This is a genomic window from Corynebacterium pilbarense (genome assembly GCF_026930265.1).
Lineage (GTDB): Bacteria > Actinomycetota > Actinomycetes > Mycobacteriales > Mycobacteriaceae > Corynebacterium > Corynebacterium pilbarense.
On sequence record NZ_JANRML010000002.1, the window covers coordinates 25,046 to 41,036 of the forward strand.

Sequence of the window (15,991 nt, forward strand, 5' to 3'; positions counted from 1 at the left end):
ATAGTTCAGGACATACTGTATAGTTCAGTTCATGCTGACTATTGCTTCACGCCTCGACGTCATGAACCGGCTCGGCCGGGCCATGGCGGATCCGACGCGTTCCAGAATCCTGATGACACTACTCGACGGCCCGAGCTACCCGGCCGTGCTCTCGCGCGACCTGGACCTGACCCGCTCAAACGTCTCGAACCACCTGACCTGCCTGCGTGACTGCGGCATCGTCGTCGCCGAGCCGGAGGGCCGCAAGACCCGCTACGAAATCGCCGATCCGCACCTCGCGGCAGCGCTCAACGCGCTGGTGAACGCGACGTTGGCTGTCGACGAAAATGCCCCGTGCATCGACCCTGAGTGCTCGGTGCCCGGCTGCGGCGAGAAGGGAGCGGACGCATGAGCTCGGCGTGTGGATGCGAACACGAACCCACCACAGAGATCGAAGAACTCGATCGGCCATGGTGGAAGGACCCCGAGTTGCTGCTGCCGATCTTCTCCGGCGTAGCCCTCTGCATAGGCCTGACGCTGGGCTGGTCCGGGCTAGAGACACCCGCGACAGTACTGTTCTGGGTCGGCCTGCTGCTAGGGGCGTATACGTTCGCGCCCGGCGCGATCCGGAACCTTGTCACGAAGCGCAAGCTCGGCATTGGTTTGCTGATGACGATCAGCGCGGTCGGCGCCGTGATCCTCGGTTACGTCGGGGAGGCCGCGGCGCTAGCGTTCCTGTACTCGATCGCCGAGGCACTGGAAGACAAGGCGATGGACCGGGCGCAGGGCGGACTGCGGGCACTGTTGAAGTTGGTGCCGCAGACCGCGACGGTGCTGCGCGACGGCACGTCGGTCGAGGTCGCAGCGAAGGACCTCGTGGCTGGCGAGCTTATGCTCGTGCGCCCCGGAGAGCGGATCGCCACGGACGGCATCATTCGGTCTGGGCGCTCCAGCCTTGACACCTCAGCGATCACCGGAGAATCCATTCCGGAGGAGGTTGCGCCCGGCGACGAGGTGCCCGCGGGAGCGATCAACTCCGCCGGTGTGCTGGAAGTAGAGACGACCGCAGCTGGAACGGACAACTCGCTGACCACACTCGTGGACCTGGTCGAGCAGGCGCAGGCGGAAAAGGGCGACCGCGCCCGGATCGCCGACCGGATTGCTCAACCCCTAGTGCCCGGGGTGATGATCCTGGCGGTGCTAGTCGGCGTGATCGGCTCGCTGCTGGGCGACCCCGAGACGTGGATCACCCGTGCGTTGGTGGTTCTGGTCGCAGCGTCGCCGTGCGCGCTGGCAATCTCCGTGCCGCTGACGGTCGTGGCCGCGATCGGCGCGGCCAGCCAGTTCGGCGTGGTCATCAAGTCCGGCGCGGCGTTCGAGCGGCTCGGCGGCATCCGTCACCTGGCGGTGGACAAGACCGGAACCCTCACCCGCAACCAGCCCGAGGTTACCGGCGTGGTCCCGGCAGACGGGTTCGATCGGGCTCAGGTGCTTGCTTTCGCGGCGGCAGTTGAGCAGCAATCGACGCACCCCCTCGCCGCGGCGATCGCGGCAGCGGGGCCCGAAGCGCCCGCCGCCCTGGACATCAGCGAGGAAGCCGGGCATGGCATCGGCGGCACCGTCGAAGGTCGACGGGTGCTGGTGGGCAGCCCCCGGTGGATCGACGCCGGGCCACTGAAGACAGACGTTGAGCGCATGGAGTCCGAGGGCCAGACCTGCGTCCTGGTCACCGTCGATGACACCCTCGCCGGAGCGGTCGGTGTCCGCGACGAGCTGCGGCCCGAGGTGCCCGAAGCCGTGCAGACCCTGCGCGCCAACGATGTGGAAGTGAGCATGCTCACCGGCGACAACACTCGCACCGCCCGGGCGCTGGCTGAAATCGCCGGAATCGATGACGTGCGCGCCGAGCTGCGCCCGGAGGACAAGGCAAGCATTGTCGCCGCATTCTCCTCTAAGACACCGACGGCGATGATCGGCGACGGCATCAACGACGCGCCGGCACTGGCGGGCGCGACGGTGGGCATAGCGATGGGAGCGACTGGCTCTGATGCCGCGATCGATTCCGCTGACGTCGCCTTCACCGGCCACGACCTCCGACTGATCCCGCAAGCGCTGCAGCACGCCCGCCGAGGCAGCAGGATCATCAACCAGAACATCGTGCTGTCTCTGGCCATCATCATCGTGTTGATGCCACTGGCGATCACCGGCGTGCTGGGCCTAGCCGCCGTCGTATTGGTTCACGAGGTCGCCGAAGTCATCGTGATCTTGAACGGCCTGCGGGCCGCACGAGCGAAGCACTGAGGCTGCGCCGGAAGCGGACCCCCGGCCCCGCCGCGAGCCCCTAGCGCTTCGGTGCGAGGAAGCCGACCTTGTCGTACACGTCGGCCAACAGCGGGGCCGCGACCTCGCGGGCGCGTTCGGCACCGCGGGCCAGGATGGCTTCGAGCTCGCCGCGGTCGGACATCAGCTCGTCGTAGCGGGCGCGAAGCGGCGTGGTGAACGCTTCGAGTGCTTCTGCGGTGTCGACCTTGAGCGCGCCGTAGCCCTGGCCCTCGTAGCCGGCGACGATGTCGTCGATAGGCTTGCCGGTCAGCGCCGACTGGATGACCAGCAGGTTGGACACGCCCGGCTTGTTCTCCTTGTCGTAGGCGATCACGCCATCATTGTCGGTCACGGCGGAGCGGATGCGCTTTGCGGACGTCTTCGGTGCGTCCAGCAGGTTCACAATGCCCTTCGGGTTCGCACCCGACTTGGACATCTTCGAGGTGGGATCCTGCAGGTCGTAGATCTTCGCCGCGCCCTCAACGATCGTGCCCTCCGGCACGGTGAAGGTCTTGCCGTAGCGGGAGTTGAAGCGCTCCGCGAGGTTGCGAGTCAGCTCCAGGTGCTGGCGCTGGTCCTCACCCACCGGTACAAGTTGCGGGGAGTACAGCAAAATGTCGGCCGCCATGAGCACCGGGTAGGTGAACAGGCCCACGGAGGTGCGGTCCTGACCCTGCTTGGCGGACTTGTCCTTGAACTGCGTCATGCGGCTCGCCTCGCCGAAGCCGGTCAGGCACTGCAGCACCCACGTCAGCTCGGCGTGCTCGGGCACGTGCGACTGCACGAACAAGGTGGAGCGCTCCGGGTCGATGCCGAGCGCGATCAGCTGGGCGCAGCCGGCGAGGGTGCGGTGGCGCAGCTCCTCGGGGTCCTGGTCCACGGTGATGGCATGCAGGTCCGGGATGAAGTAGAAGGCGTCGTAGCCGTCCTGCAGGTCGATCCACTGTTTCAGCGCACCGAGGTAGTTACCCAGGTGGTAGGAGTCGGCGGTGGGCTGGATTCCGGAAAGCACGCGTTGCATGGGGTTCATCATATAGTTAGCCCATCACCGCCTTTGAAAGGATTGCTCGTGCCACAACTCGATATGCGTCAGATTCAGCAGGGTCTCGCAGCCCTGGTCACGTTGATCACCCTCATCAGCGCCATTGCCGGTCTGGGCAACCAGCTGGGAGTGGAGTCCTCCTCCGGCAGCTCCTCACCGTTCGGCTCCCGCACGGTGGAGGTATCGCAGCAGGAGCTCATCGATGCCACCAACCGGTTCCGCGCCGACCACGGGCTGCCGGCCCTGAAGCCGCTGCCGGAGATGAACACGTTCGCCCAGGAATGGTCTGAAACGATGGCGCGCACCGGCAACTTCGAGCACCGTTCGCCGTTGAAGATGCCGGAGCAGCCCAACCTGGTCATGGGCGAGAACATCCTGCAGAACTCCCCGTCCGCCACGGCTGACGCGATGGTGCAGCAGTGGGCGAACTCCCCCGGCCACCGCGCCAACATGCTGCACACCCGGTACACCCACATCGGCGTGGGCATCGCCGACAAGGGCGGCAAGCGTTACGCAACGCAGAACTTCGGCTACTACTTCTAAACGCCTCCGCCAATGCGCGTCACCGTCCTCCAACCCGATGCCGCCGCGCCGCTGCAACGCCTCGGCCCGTGGCTCGAGCGCGCCGGCGCCACCCTGCGCACCGTCGATCTCAGCGGCGAGAAGCCATTGCCTATCGACGCCTCCGGTGACCCCCTCATCCTCCTCGGCGGACGCGCGAATGCGCTGGACACGCACGCGTCGCCGTGGCTACCGGCGGTGCACGAGCTGCTCCGCAGCGCCTTCGAATCGGGCAGACCCGTGCTCGGCATCTGCCTGGGCCACCAGATCATCGCCGACTGTTTCGGCGGCGAGGTTTCCGTCGGTCTAGCGACGCAAGACGAGGAAGGCGCCACCCAGGTGACGTTGACCGACGCTGGCGTGGACGATCCCCTGCTCGGCCCCCTCGGCGCATCCTTGATGGTCGAGCAATCCCACCACGACGCGGTAGTCGCGCTTCCTCCCGGCGCGACACTCCTGGCCTCCAGCGAGCGCTGCCCGATTCAGGCCATGCGTCTGGGGTCGATCGTCTCGGTGCAGTTTCACCCGGAGTGCTCGCCGGAGGTGGCCGGCCAGTGGGCGGCGAATGGCGGCCACTACGGTGCCGCGGTCGAAGCGGAGCTGCTGCGCCACGACGATCATCTCACCCGCACCGGCGAAAGGCTGGCCGAGGGCTTCGTCGCCGCGGCCCGCGCCTGGCGCTAACGGAAATGGTCGCCGCTGCCCCGCCCCCATTCCGGTCCCATTCCGGCCCAATTCCGGCCCATTCCGCCCCCAATTCCGAGGATGCTTACTCCAGGATGCTTACTTCTCGAGTGGCGCGCTCCACAACGGTCGATCGCTCTCGAGGGATAAGCATCCTGGGGTAAGCATCTAGAGGCTGCCGCAGCCCGCCCCTGTGGCCACCTCCACTGCAACCACGGCCACGGCGTAGTCGCCGTCGTGGCTGATACTCACGCTGCAAACCGGCGGCCCAACCTCCCCGGCGCGGCCGTGCAGCTGGACCGCGGGGCGACCGAACGCATCCTGAACTACCTCTACCTCCGCGAAATTGAAGTCATCGGGGGCGATTTGCGGCGGCCGCCCGAAGCGGGTGGACGCCCAGGCTTTGACGTAAGCCTCTTTCACGGCCCAGCGGCCAGCCAGCGATGCGACCGAGTCCGGCTTCGCGGCACATTCGCGCCGCTCCCGGTCGGTAAACACCTGCATGAAGGTGGATCCCGGCAACTTCATTTGCTGGGCCAAACCGGGAATGTGGACCAGGTCAGTGCCGATGTACATGCGCGTTCCTCCCGTCGGCGGTTGCGACTTTGTTGTGTTTGCGATCGCATAAGAAATGCTGGCTATTTTCTGTGAATCGTGGCCAATCCTTTTACTTACGCTTCAGTAGGTTTACTATGCCCGCATGGCTTTTAATTTTGACTCCAAAACTATTTTGGATGACAAACAACGTTCGTCAACAGCCGACAAAATAGCGGAACTGCGGCGCCTGCGCACCGAGGCACACGAACCGCTGGGGCCGAAACCCCTGGACAAAGTCCGTTCCGCCGGCCGCCTCACCGCACGCGAGCGCCTGGACTACCTGCTCGATGAGGGCTCCTTCGTGGAAACCGACCAGCTGGTGCGCCACCGCACCCACGACTTCGGTATGCAGGCCAAGCGCCCGGCAACAGACGGCATCGTGTGCGGCCACGGCACCATCGACGGCCGCGAAGTGTGCGTCTTTTCCCAGGACGGCACCGTCTTTGGAGGCGCGTTGGGTGAGGTCTACGGCGAGAAGATGACCAAGATCCAGCGCCTCGCCGTGACCACCGGCCGTCCGCTGATCGGGCTTTACGAAGGCGCAGGCGCCCGCATCCAGGACGGTGCGGTGTCGTTGGACTGGATCGCGCGGACCTTCCTGCACAACATCGAAGCCTCCGGCGTGGTCCCACAGATCTCCGTGATCATGGGGGCGTGCGCGGGCGGTAACGCCTACTCCCCCGCGCTGACTGACTTTGTGGTCATGGTGGACGAGACCTCGAAGATGTTCGTCACCGGCCCGGACGTAATCAAGACGGTCACGGGCGAGGAAATCTCACAAGAAGAGCTCGGCGGCGCCTGGATGCACATGCAGCAGGGCGGCAACTGCCACTACGTTGCGGAATCCGATGAGGATGCGCTCGACTGGGTGGCTGACTTGCTTGAGTACTTGCCGTCGAACAACCGCCAGAAGTCGGCGCCGCGTCCCGCAACCCCAACCGATGCAGAGGCAGACGCCACCGATGCTGCCGCGCTGGATTCATTGATCCCAGACTCGCCCAACACCCCCTACGAGGTCCGCGACGTGATTGCGCATATCGCGGACGACGGCGAATTCCTGGAGGTCATGGAGCAGCGTGCTGAAAACGTCGTCACTGCGTTTGGCCGGATTGAGGACCAGCCGGTGGGCTTCGTCGCTAATCAGCCCATGGTGCTCGCAGGTTGCTTGGACATCGATTCGGCGGAAAAGGCCGCGCGTTTCATCCGCACGTGCGACAGCTTCAACATCCCGATTGTCATGCTGGTGGACGTACCCGGCTTCCTGCCCGGCGCGAACCAGGAGCACAGCGGCATTCTGCGCCGCGGTGCAAAGCTGCTGTACGCCTACGGCGAAGCAACCGTGCCGAAGGTGACCGTGACCATGCGCAAGGCATACGGCGGCGCGTATTGCGTGATGGGCTCAAAAGGCCTTGGCGCCGATGTGAACTTGGCATGGCCTACCGCGCAGATCGCGGTGATGGGTGCGTCTGGCGCGGTCGGCTTCATCAACCGCAAAGACATTGCAAACGCCCGCGATTCCGGCGTGAACGACGAGGAGCTCCGCGAACTGATTGCGCAGTACGAGCGCAACTACGAGGACGAGATGCTCAACCCGTACAAGGCCGCTGAGCGAGGCCTGATCGATTCGGTCATCCTCCCAAGCGAAACCCGTGCTGTTATCGCAGCGCAACTGCGTTTCTTCCGTGACAAGACCGTAGCGCGTCCAATGCGCAAGCACGGCAATATCCCGCTCTAATCCCGCTCCGATGCAAAGGACCATAAGGACACTGTTATGAATTCCACCTCTTTTTCTTCCCTGAAGCGTCCCGCAATCCTGTTCCCGGGGCAGGGTTCTTCCTGGCAGCAGGCGCTCGCTGATGCTGCCGCGACTCCTGTGGCACGTTTCCGCATGGAGCAGCTTCTTAACGACGCCCAGTCCCTCACCGCTGCTGTTGCCCGCCCGTTGGCCTCTGTCGTGCCAGGAGTTGTGCAGCGTATTCGCGACGCGATGGATGCGGACACCTCGCACGAGGCGATCGACGCCCTGCCCGCGGTCAGTGCACCGGCGATTCTGCTGTCGCAGATTGTTGCCGCGGAAGATCTCGAGCAGCTCGGGCTCGACACCACCGACGCACTGTTCGCTGGACACTCCCAGGGCATCTTGGGCGCCGCCGCGCTCAATCGCGCCAACGGCCCACAGGCTGCGGAGAAAGCTCTTGCGTTCGCCTTCATCATGGGTGCTGCCGCAACCAACGTGTACGGTGGCGCCGACTCGCGCAGCCGGATGCTTTCGGTTCGTGGGCTGACGCCTGAGCAGGTCGGTGAGTTTGTCGTCGATACGCAAGCGGCTCCTATCAGCGTGATCAATGGGCACCGCCACGTGGTGCTGTCTGGCAGCCCGGAGGCGCTCACGCAGGCACGCAAGGACATCGAAGCGGCTGCGAGCAACTACAACGCCAAGTTGGAAGTGGAGTACGGCGGATCCGAAATCACGCCGGTGTTCGACTCGCTTGATGTTGCGTACCCCTTCCACGTGGACACGAACGTCCCCGCTGTGGAGTTGGCGCAGCAGTGGGCGGACGCGTGCGGCATCACCTTTGAAACCACCACTCCCCGTGAACTTGCGCAATCAATTTTGGTGGACCGGTTCGACTTCACCGAAACTGTGCGCGACCTGATTGCCCAGGGCGCGAGCCACATTTTCACGTTTGATACGGCTACGGCGACGATTGCGACCAACTTGGCCAACGGCTCCGGCGTCGCTGTGTTGGACGCGTCCACCGCCGCGAAGCGCGACGAGCTTGCACGCCCGGGCGCTGAGTTGCCGCAGGGCGTGGACTACTCGGCCTACGCGCCACGAGTGATCGCGCTGCCGGATGGCAAGACGTACACGCAGACGAAGTTCTCGTCGCTAACTGGTCTGTCCCCGATCATCCTGGGTGGCATGACCCCAACGTCCGCGGACGGCGAGATTGTCGCCGCCGCTGCCAACGCCGGCTACTGGGCGGAACTTGCCGGTGGCGGCATGTACTCCGAGGAGGAGTTTGGCAAGCACACCGCCAACCTCAAGGCGTTTTTGCAGCCTGGTCGCACCGCGCAGTTCAACACCATGTTCTTCGACCGCTTCCTGTGGAACCTGCAATTCGGCCAAACGCGCATGGTGCCGAAGGCCCGCGCTGCTGGTGCTCCGTTTAACGGCGTGTGTATCTCCGCGGGCATTCCGGACGTCGACGAGGCCACAGAGCTGTTCGCGCAGCTGCACCAGGATGGCTTCCCTTACATTGCGCTCAAGCCCGGTACAACGCAGCAGATCCGCAACGCGCTCGCAATCGCTGCGGCGAACCCGGACGACCAGGTCATCTTGATGGTGGAGGACGGCCACGCTGGCGGCCACCACTCCTGGGTTGATCTGGAGGACATGCTGTTGGAGACCTACCCCGAGATCCGCGCGCACGACAACGCGGTGCTCACCGTCGGCGGTGGCGTGTACTCGCCGGAGCGTGCCGCGGAGCTGATTACGGGCCGTTGGTCTGAGAAGTTCGGTTTGCCTGCGATGCCGGTGGATGGAGTGTTCGTCGGCACCGTGGCTATGGCCACGAAGGAGGCGAAGGCCACGGATTCGGTCAAGCAGCTGCTCGTGGACACGCCTGGCCTGCCGCCGGAGAACAACGGCGGTTGGGTCGGCCGCGGTCGCGGCGTAGCGGGTGTGGCGTCGTCGCAATCGCACCTGCTGGCGGACTTGCACGACCTGGACAACTCCTTTGCCAAGGCGGCACGGTTCATCGCCTCGTTGGATATTGAGGAGTACCCGGCGCACCGCGAGGAGATCATCGAGGCACTGTCGAAGACGGCGAAGCCGTACTTCGGCGACGTGGAGACGATGACGTACGCCGAGTGGGTCAAGCGCTTCGTCGAGCTCGCCGATCCGTTTATCGACCAGACCTGGAACGCGCGCTTTGTTGCGTTGCTCCAGCGCATCGAGGCACGTCTGAACGAGGCCGACCATGGCGAGATCCCGACCCTCTTCCCCGACGATGTCGAGATCTCCCCGCGCGATGGTCTCAGCACCTTGCTGCAGCACTACCCGCAGGCGCGCGAGGTCGTGGTTTCCCCGCGCGATGCGGCGTGGTGGATCGGTCTGCACTATGCCTACCCGAAGCCGTTGCCGTGGGTGCCAGCACTTGATGCGGATCTGAAGTCCTGGTTTGGCAAGGACACCTTGTGGCAGGCACAGGATGAGCGCTACACCGCTGACCAGGTGCGCATTATCCCGGGCCCGGTTGCGGTTGCTGGTATTACGCGTAAGAACGAGCCGGTTGCGCAGTTGCTGGCACGTTTTGAGGATGCCGCGACGCAGATGCTTATCGACGACGGCGCCACCGCCGAATCCCGCTTCGCTCGACGTAGCGACGCCGCCGACGAGGCCGCGTATCTGCGCTCCTGCCCGACCTTGGTGTGGCACGGCCACCTGATGGCCAACCCTGCATACGCGCTGGACGAGGACGCCTTCGACGTGGAGGCAACCACCAACACGGCTGGTGAGCGCGAGTGGACGATCCGAATCCACGCTGATTCCGCGTGGGACCACCTGCCGGACGACCAGCGTCCGTTCTACGTGCGTGAGGTGAACATCCCGGTCGAGATCCCTGCCGGTGCGGGCACGGGTGCCTCCCCGATTGTGGACGGCGATCGCCTGTCTGACAGCGTCTTCGAGCTGCTGTCTGGCCTGGCTGGTGTCGGTTCGGTCAGCGAAGCCGGCGACACGATTACTGAGATCCCGCAGATCGAGGCACCGACCGAAGACGCGCCTTTTGGTGTGGCGCGCTCGTCGTTTACGCTGCCCGCTTCCCTTTTGGCATCGCACTCTGCAGTCACCGGCGGCGCTGTGGCCGACAACGCTGTGGTGGGCACGCCAGACGTGCTGGTTGGCCCCTGCTGGCCGGCGATCTACGCAGCGCTGGGCTCCGGCAAGTTGGCTGACGGCACGCCGGTGATCGAGGGCCTGCTCAACGCCGTCCACCTGGATCACGTCATCGACCTGCGCGTCCCGCTTACCGAGCTTGCAGATGGCCGGCGCATCGACGTGACCTCCAAGTGCACCTCGATTGCTGAGTCCACCTCTGGCCGCATTGTCACCGTCGAGTTGGAGCTGCGCTCCGGCGACGAGGTTGTGGCAACCCAGATGCAGCGCTTTGCCATCCGTGGTCGCGCCACCGGTACTGCAATGCCGGTCCCGGCACCGGCCTACGGTGGTGGTGCAGCAAGCGAGCAGGTTGAGCCGACCCCGCGTTCGTTCATGGACCGCACCGTGGTGCGCGCACCGTCGGACATGACCCCGTTTGCTCTGGTCTCCGGCGACTACAACCCGATTCACACCTCCGCCAACGCAGCAGCCCTGGTCAACCTGGATGCGCCGCTGGTGCACGGCATGTGGCTATCCGCCACCGCACAGCACCTGGCTGCTGGCCACGGCCAGGTCATCGGCTGGACCTACTCCATGTACGGCATGGTGCAGCTTGACGACGATGTAGAGATCACCGTCGAGCGCGTCGGCCGCGTCGGCATCCAGCAGGCCCTTGAGGTGACCTGCCGTATCGCCGGCGACGTCGTCTCCCGTGGTCAGGCGCTTCTGGCCCAGCCGCGCACCGCCTACGTCTATCCCGGCCAGGGCATTCAAACCCAGGGCATGGGCAACGGCGACCGTGCGGCTTCCGCTGCCGCGCGCGACGTGTGGCGCCGCGCTGACCGCCACACGCGTGAGACCCACGGGTTTTCCATCCAGCGCATTGTGGAAGACAACCCGTCGCGCCTGGTCATCCGCGGTCTGGAGTTCAAACACCCGGATGGCGTCCTGCACCTGACCCAGTTCACGCAGGTGGCCATGGCCGTTGTCGCCTACGCGCAGACGCAGCGCCTGAACGAGGCCAACACGTTGGCCTCCGGCGCGTACTTTGCGGGCCACTCGCTCGGTGAATACACCGCGCTTGCAGCCCTGGGCAACATCTTTGACCTGGAAGCGGTCATCGACATCGTGTACTCGCGTGGCTCCGCCATGGGTTCCCTGGTGCCACGCGACGCGGAGGGCAACTCCGACTACGGCATGGGTGCGCTGCGCCCGAACATGATCGGTGTCGGCCCGGACAAGGTCGAAGCGTACGTCGCTGGTGTTGCGCAGGATTCCGGCGAGTTCTTGGAGATTGTCAACTACAACATCAAGGGCCAGCAGTACTCCGTGGCTGGCACGAAGCGCGGCCTTGCCGCCCTGGAGCGCAAGGCTAACTCGGTTAATCCACGCGCCTACGTCACGGTTCCAGGCGTGGACGTTCCGTTCCACTCACGCGTGCTGCGCGAGGGTGTTGCAGACTTCGCCGAAAAGCTCGACGAGTACATGCCGGAAATCATCGACGTGGACACGCTGGTGGACCGCTACATTCCGAACTTGGTGGCCAAGCCGTTTGCGCTGACGCAAGAGTTCATCGACGCCGTCACCAACGAGGTCCCCTCCGAACGCCTCAAGGGCATGACGCCGGAGAACACCGAACGCAACACGCTCGCGCGCACGCTGCTCATCGAGTTGTTGGCGTGGCAGTTCGCCTCCCCTGTGCGCTGGATTGAAACCCAGGACTACCTGCTTGGTCGCATCGACCAGGTCATCGAGGTCGGCCTTGCCTCTTCACCGACGCTGACCAACCTGGCAAAGCGCGAGATGGATGTCATCGGCATTCACGTGCCGGTTTTCAACGTTGAGGCAAGCCAGGACATCGTCATGCTCAACGACGTGGTTGCCGCGCCGGAGCCCGTGCTTGTCGACGACGCCCCGGCCGACACAGAAGCCGACTCGACCCCAGCGACCGAATCCGCCCCACAACCGGCAGCCGAGGCAGCACCCGCCGCACCAGCAGAGTCAGCACCGGCAGCACCGGCTGCACCGGCATCCGGCGCGCCCGTGTCCGACCTTCCCTTCACCGCAGCCGATGCGATCACCGTCCTGTTCGCGCTGCAGAACAAGATCCGTCCCGAGCAGATCAACGCTTCGGACACGATTGAGGAGCTCACCGGCGGCGTGTCGTCGCGGCGCAACCAGCTGCTCATGGACATGTCCGCCGAGCTCGGCGTGCCTGCCATCGACGGCGCAGCGGAGGCCGACGTGGCTACGCTGAACACGCGTGTGAACACCGCCGCACCGGGCTACACCCCGTTCGGTGCTGTCCTGTCCGAGGCCGTGGGCACCCGCCTGCGTCAACTCTTCGGCAGCGCAGGCCTGAAGCCGGCGTTTGTCGGCGAGCACCTCGCGGCCGCGTGGGGCCTGCCCACAACCTGGACCGCGCACGTCGAAGCTGAGATCTTGTTGGGCAGCCGCACTGAGGAATCGGTGCGTGGCGGTTCGCTCAACAGCCTGCCGTCGGCCACGACCAAGGCGGAGATCACGGCACTGATCGACCAGGCGGTACAAAACGTCGCCGCACGCTACGGCGTTGCAGTCTCCCAGGCCACCAGCGGCGGTTCCTCCGGCGGCGGAGTGGTGGATTCGGCTGCACTCGACGCCTACAAGGACGAAGTCACCGACACCCTGGTGGCCACCGCCCGCACGTTGCTGAACAAGCTCGGCATCGAAGACGAAGTCGCGGAAATCCCCGCACCGGACACCACGATCGTGGAAACGATCGAGGCAGAACTCGGCTCCGGCTGGGTCAAGCAGGTCACCCCAGTCTTCGACGAGCGCAAGGCAGTGCTTTTCGACGACCGCTGGGCCCAAGCCCGCGAAGACCTCGCACGCGTCGCCCTCGGTGAGATCGACCTCGCACCACAGCGCTTCGCTGGCACCGGCTCCACCGTGGCCAAGCAGGCCGAGTGGTACGCCAAGCGCGCAGAAGGTGATCGTCGCAACGTACTCGGCGAGATCGCAGCAGCCGCCATCGCCGACGCGAACGAGCCGTACGCAGACGACGTCGCCTTAGTCACCGGTGCCGCGCCGGGTTCCATCGCCACCGCAGTGGTGGAACGCCTGCTCGCAGGCGGTGCGACGGTCATCATGACAGCGTCCAACGTCAGCCAGGCGCGCAAGGAATTCGCCCGCACCCTCTTCGCCGAGCACGCCTCCGTGGGCGCGCGCCTGTGGCTGGTGCCGACGAACCTGTCGTCCTACCGCGACATCGATGCACTCATCGACTGGATCGGGTCCGAGCAGAAGGAAACCGTCGGCAAGGACGTCAAGATCATCAAACCGGCACTCACCCCGACGCTTGCCTTCCCGTTCGCCGCACCTCCTGTGTCCGGCTCGCTCGCAGAGGTCGGTGGCAACGCCGAAACGCAGGCCCGCCTGCTGCTGTGGTCGGTCGAACGCACCATTGCCGGCCTGTCCGACTTGGCGCAGCGCGGCGATAACTTCCCTGCCGAGCGCGCTCACATCGTTCTGCCGGGCTCGCCGAACCGCGGCACGTTCGGTGGCGACGGCGCCTACGGCGAGGTCAAGGCTGCCTTCGACGCGATTGTGAACAAGTGGTCTGCGGAAACCGGCTGGCCGGAAGGTGTCACCCTGGCGCAGGCCCGCATCGGCTGGGTTGCCGGCACGCACCTGATGGGCGGCAACGATGGTCTCGTCCCGGCGGCACAGGCTGCAGGTATTCACGTGTGGAGCCCGGAGGAGATCTCCACGCAGCTGCTCGGCCTGGTCACCGAGGAATCCCGTGAGCAGGCGAAGCAGTCCCCGCTGGATCTCGATCTCACTGGCGGGCTCGAGAAGGCAGGCGTGTCCATCGCCGATCTGGCACGGAATGCACGTGTGGATGCGGCGGGCACGGAGTCGTCGACAAGCAATGGCGCCACGGTGCGCGCACTGCCAAACGTCACTACCCCGCGCCAACCCGCACCGGCGAGCGTGGGCGATGTCACCTGCTCGCTGGACGACATGGTGGTTGTCGTCGGCATCGGCGAAGTATCCAGCTGGGGCTCCGGACGCACCCGCCGCGAAGCCGAATACGGCATCACGCGCACCGGCGAGGTCGACCTCACTGCAGCCGGCGTCCTCGAACTGGCGTGGATGATGGGCCTGATCACCTGGTCCGAGGACCCGAACCCGGCCTGGTACGACGAAGACGGCGCGGAGGTTGCCGAGGAGGACATCTACGAACGCTTCCGCGACGACGTCATCGCACGCAGCGGCATCCGCACGCTGACGGACAAGTACTTCCTCACCGACCAAGGCTCCATCGACCTTGAGCAGGTCTACCTTGACCGCGACATCACGTTTACCGTGACCACGGAAGAAGAAGCACTTGCATACGTGGAAGGCGACGGTGAGAAGACCACTATCCGCCAGATCGACGGCGAATGGAGCGTGACACGCCACGCCGGTGCCCTGGCACACGTGCCGAAGAAGGCCACCTTGTCGCGCACCGTCGCTGGCCAGATGCCGGACGGGTTCGACCCGACCAAGTGGGGCATCCCCGCCCAGATGGCCGACGGAATGGACCGCATGGCCGCCTGGAACCTGGTCACCGCCGTCGACGCGTTCATCAACGCCGGATTCACCCCGGCGGAGCTCCTGCAGAAGGTGCACCCATCTTTCATCGCCACCACCCAAGGCACCGGTATTGGCGGAATGGAATCGCTGCACAAGGTATTCGTCTCCCGCTTCATCGGCGAGGAACGCCAGACTGACATCCTGCAGGAAGCGCTGCCCAACGTGGTAGCCGCGCACACCATGCAGGCGCTTGTCGGCGGCTACGGCTCCATGATCCACCCGGTCGGCGCGTGCGCCACCGCCGCAGTCAGCATCGAAGAAGCGGTGGACAAGATTGCGCTGGGCAAGGCCGACTTTGTCGTCGCCGGTGGTATCGACGACGTCCAGGTCGAATCCCTCCAGGGCTTCGGCGACATGAACGCCACCGCCGAAACCGCCAAGATGACGGCACAAGGTATCGACGGCCGCTTCATCTCACGCGCCAACGACCGTCGACGCGGCGGCTTCCTCGAAGCCGAAGGCGGCGGCACGGTCCTGCTCGCCCGCGGCACCCTCGCCGCCGAGCTCGGCCTGCCGGTGCTGGCAGTGGTCGCGTACGCCTCCAGCTTCGGCGACGGCGCACACACCTCCATCCCGGCACCAGGCCTCGGCGTGCTGGCGGCGGCCTGCGGCGGTACCGACTCGCGCCTGGCCCGATCCCTGTCCTCGCTGGGACTCACGCCTGATGATGTCACCGTCTTGTCCAAGCACGACACCTCCACCAACGCCAACGATCCGAACGAGTCCGAACTGCACTCCGTGCTGTGGCCGGCCGTTGGCCGCGACCCGGATGCACCGATGTACGTCATCTCGCAGAAGACCCTCACCGGTCACTCCAAGGCAGGTGCGGCGCTGCTGCAGACCGGCGGACTTCTCGATGTCCTGACAACCGGCGACCTCCCGCCGAACGCCTCGCTGGACTGCGTCGACCCTCTCATCGAGTCGAAGGCAACCAACCTGGTGTGGCTGCGCTCCCCGCTCGCTCTCGGAGCCGGCAACGTGAAGGCGGCGGCCCTGACCTCGCTCGGTTTCGGCCACGTCGGCGCGCTCGTGGTGCTGGGCCACCCGGGTGTGTTCGAAGCCGCACTGAAACGCGACAACCGCGACGCCGACGCCTGGCGTGAGCGCGCCACCGAACGCCTCGCCCAGGGCGCAAGCCGACTCGAGGCCGGGATGATCGGCCGCGCCGACCTCTTCACCCAGGTGGAGAACCGCCGCTTCACTGGTATCGACGACCACGCCGACGAGATCGCACTCCTGCTCAACCCCGATGCCCGTCTCAACGTCGACGGCACGTACCCGACCGCGACCCCGACCGTTTAAGG

The 15,991-nt window shown here is 65.4% G+C and carries 8 protein-coding genes; 6 read left to right on the forward strand and 2 right to left on the reverse strand.

The features are described from left to right. The first annotated feature begins 31 nt into the window (after positions 1–31). The gene (gene cmtR / locus NUW87_RS01975; RefSeq protein ID WP_034662574.1) at positions 32–391 is read left to right on the forward strand and encodes a Cd(II)/Pb(II)-sensing metalloregulatory transcriptional regulator CmtR; all 360 of its coding nucleotides are present in this window, start codon (positions 32–34) and stop codon (positions 389–391) included. Beyond that, complete coding sequence (locus NUW87_RS01980) at positions 388–2,280, forward strand: heavy metal translocating P-type ATPase (RefSeq protein ID WP_269027040.1); 1,893 nt, start codon at positions 388–390, stop codon at positions 2,278–2,280. Before cmtR ends, NUW87_RS01980 begins: the two co-directional genes overlap by 4 nt. 40 nt (positions 2,281–2,320) lie before the next feature. Here NUW87_RS01980 and trpS read toward each other — a convergent pair whose 3' ends face one another. Next, a complete protein-coding gene (gene trpS / locus NUW87_RS01985; RefSeq protein WP_269027229.1) occupies positions 2,321–3,331 on the reverse strand; it encodes a tryptophan--tRNA ligase in 1,011 nt (336 codons plus the stop codon). 39 nt (positions 3,332–3,370) lie between these two features. Here trpS and NUW87_RS01990 point away from each other — a divergent pair, with 39 nt between their 5' ends. Both NUW87_RS01990 and NUW87_RS01995 read left to right on the forward strand, forming a co-directional pair. Continuing rightward, entirely contained in the window at positions 3,371–3,886 is a 516-nt protein-coding gene (locus NUW87_RS01990) for a CAP domain-containing protein (RefSeq protein ID WP_269027041.1), read from the forward strand. Between the two features lie 12 nt (positions 3,887–3,898). Then, complete coding sequence (locus tag NUW87_RS01995) at positions 3,899–4,588, forward strand: type 1 glutamine amidotransferase (RefSeq protein WP_239219715.1); 690 nt, start codon at positions 3,899–3,901, stop codon at positions 4,586–4,588. Between the two features lie 168 nt (positions 4,589–4,756). Here NUW87_RS01995 and acpS read toward each other — a convergent pair whose 3' ends face one another. Next, positions 4,757–5,164 carry a holo-ACP synthase AcpS gene (acpS, locus tag NUW87_RS02000; protein WP_269027043.1) on the reverse strand — a complete coding sequence of 136 codons (408 nt, stop codon included), beginning with the start codon at positions 5,162–5,164 and terminating at the stop codon, positions 4,757–4,759. Between the two features lie 124 nt (positions 5,165–5,288). Here acpS and NUW87_RS02005 point away from each other — a divergent pair, with 124 nt between their 5' ends. Both NUW87_RS02005 and NUW87_RS02010 read left to right on the forward strand, forming a co-directional pair. Continuing rightward, positions 5,289–6,920, forward strand: a complete 1,632-nt coding sequence (locus NUW87_RS02005; RefSeq protein WP_269027044.1) for an acyl-CoA carboxylase subunit beta — start codon at positions 5,289–5,291, stop codon at positions 6,918–6,920. 36 nt (positions 6,921–6,956) lie between these two features. Further along, positions 6,957–15,989 carry a type I polyketide synthase gene (locus NUW87_RS02010; protein ID WP_269027045.1) on the forward strand — a complete coding sequence of 3,011 codons (9,033 nt, stop codon included), beginning with the start codon at positions 6,957–6,959 and terminating at the stop codon, positions 15,987–15,989. Positions 15,990–15,991: the final 2 nt, after the last annotated feature.

What these genes read in the sequence shown, in the direction of transcription:
- acpS (WP_269027043.1), bottom strand. Translation starts at nt 5,164, where the DNA reads ATGTACATCGGCACTGACCTGGTCCACATTCCCGGTTTGGCCCAGCAA.
- NUW87_RS02010 (WP_269027045.1), top strand. Translation starts at nt 6,957, where the DNA reads ATGAATTCCACCTCTTTTTCTTCCCTGAAGCGTCCCGCAATCCTGTTC.
- NUW87_RS02005 (WP_269027044.1), top strand. Translation starts at nt 5,289, where the DNA reads ATGGCTTTTAATTTTGACTCCAAAACTATTTTGGATGACAAACAACGT.
- cmtR (WP_034662574.1), top strand. Translation starts at nt 32, where the DNA reads ATGCTGACTATTGCTTCACGCCTCGACGTCATGAACCGGCTCGGCCGG.
- trpS (WP_269027229.1), bottom strand. Translation starts at nt 3,331, where the DNA reads ATGAACCCCATGCAACGCGTGCTTTCCGGAATCCAGCCCACCGCCGAC.
- NUW87_RS01995 (WP_239219715.1), top strand. Translation starts at nt 3,899, where the DNA reads ATGCGCGTCACCGTCCTCCAACCCGATGCCGCCGCGCCGCTGCAACGC.
- NUW87_RS01980 (WP_269027040.1), top strand. Translation starts at nt 388, where the DNA reads ATGAGCTCGGCGTGTGGATGCGAACACGAACCCACCACAGAGATCGAA.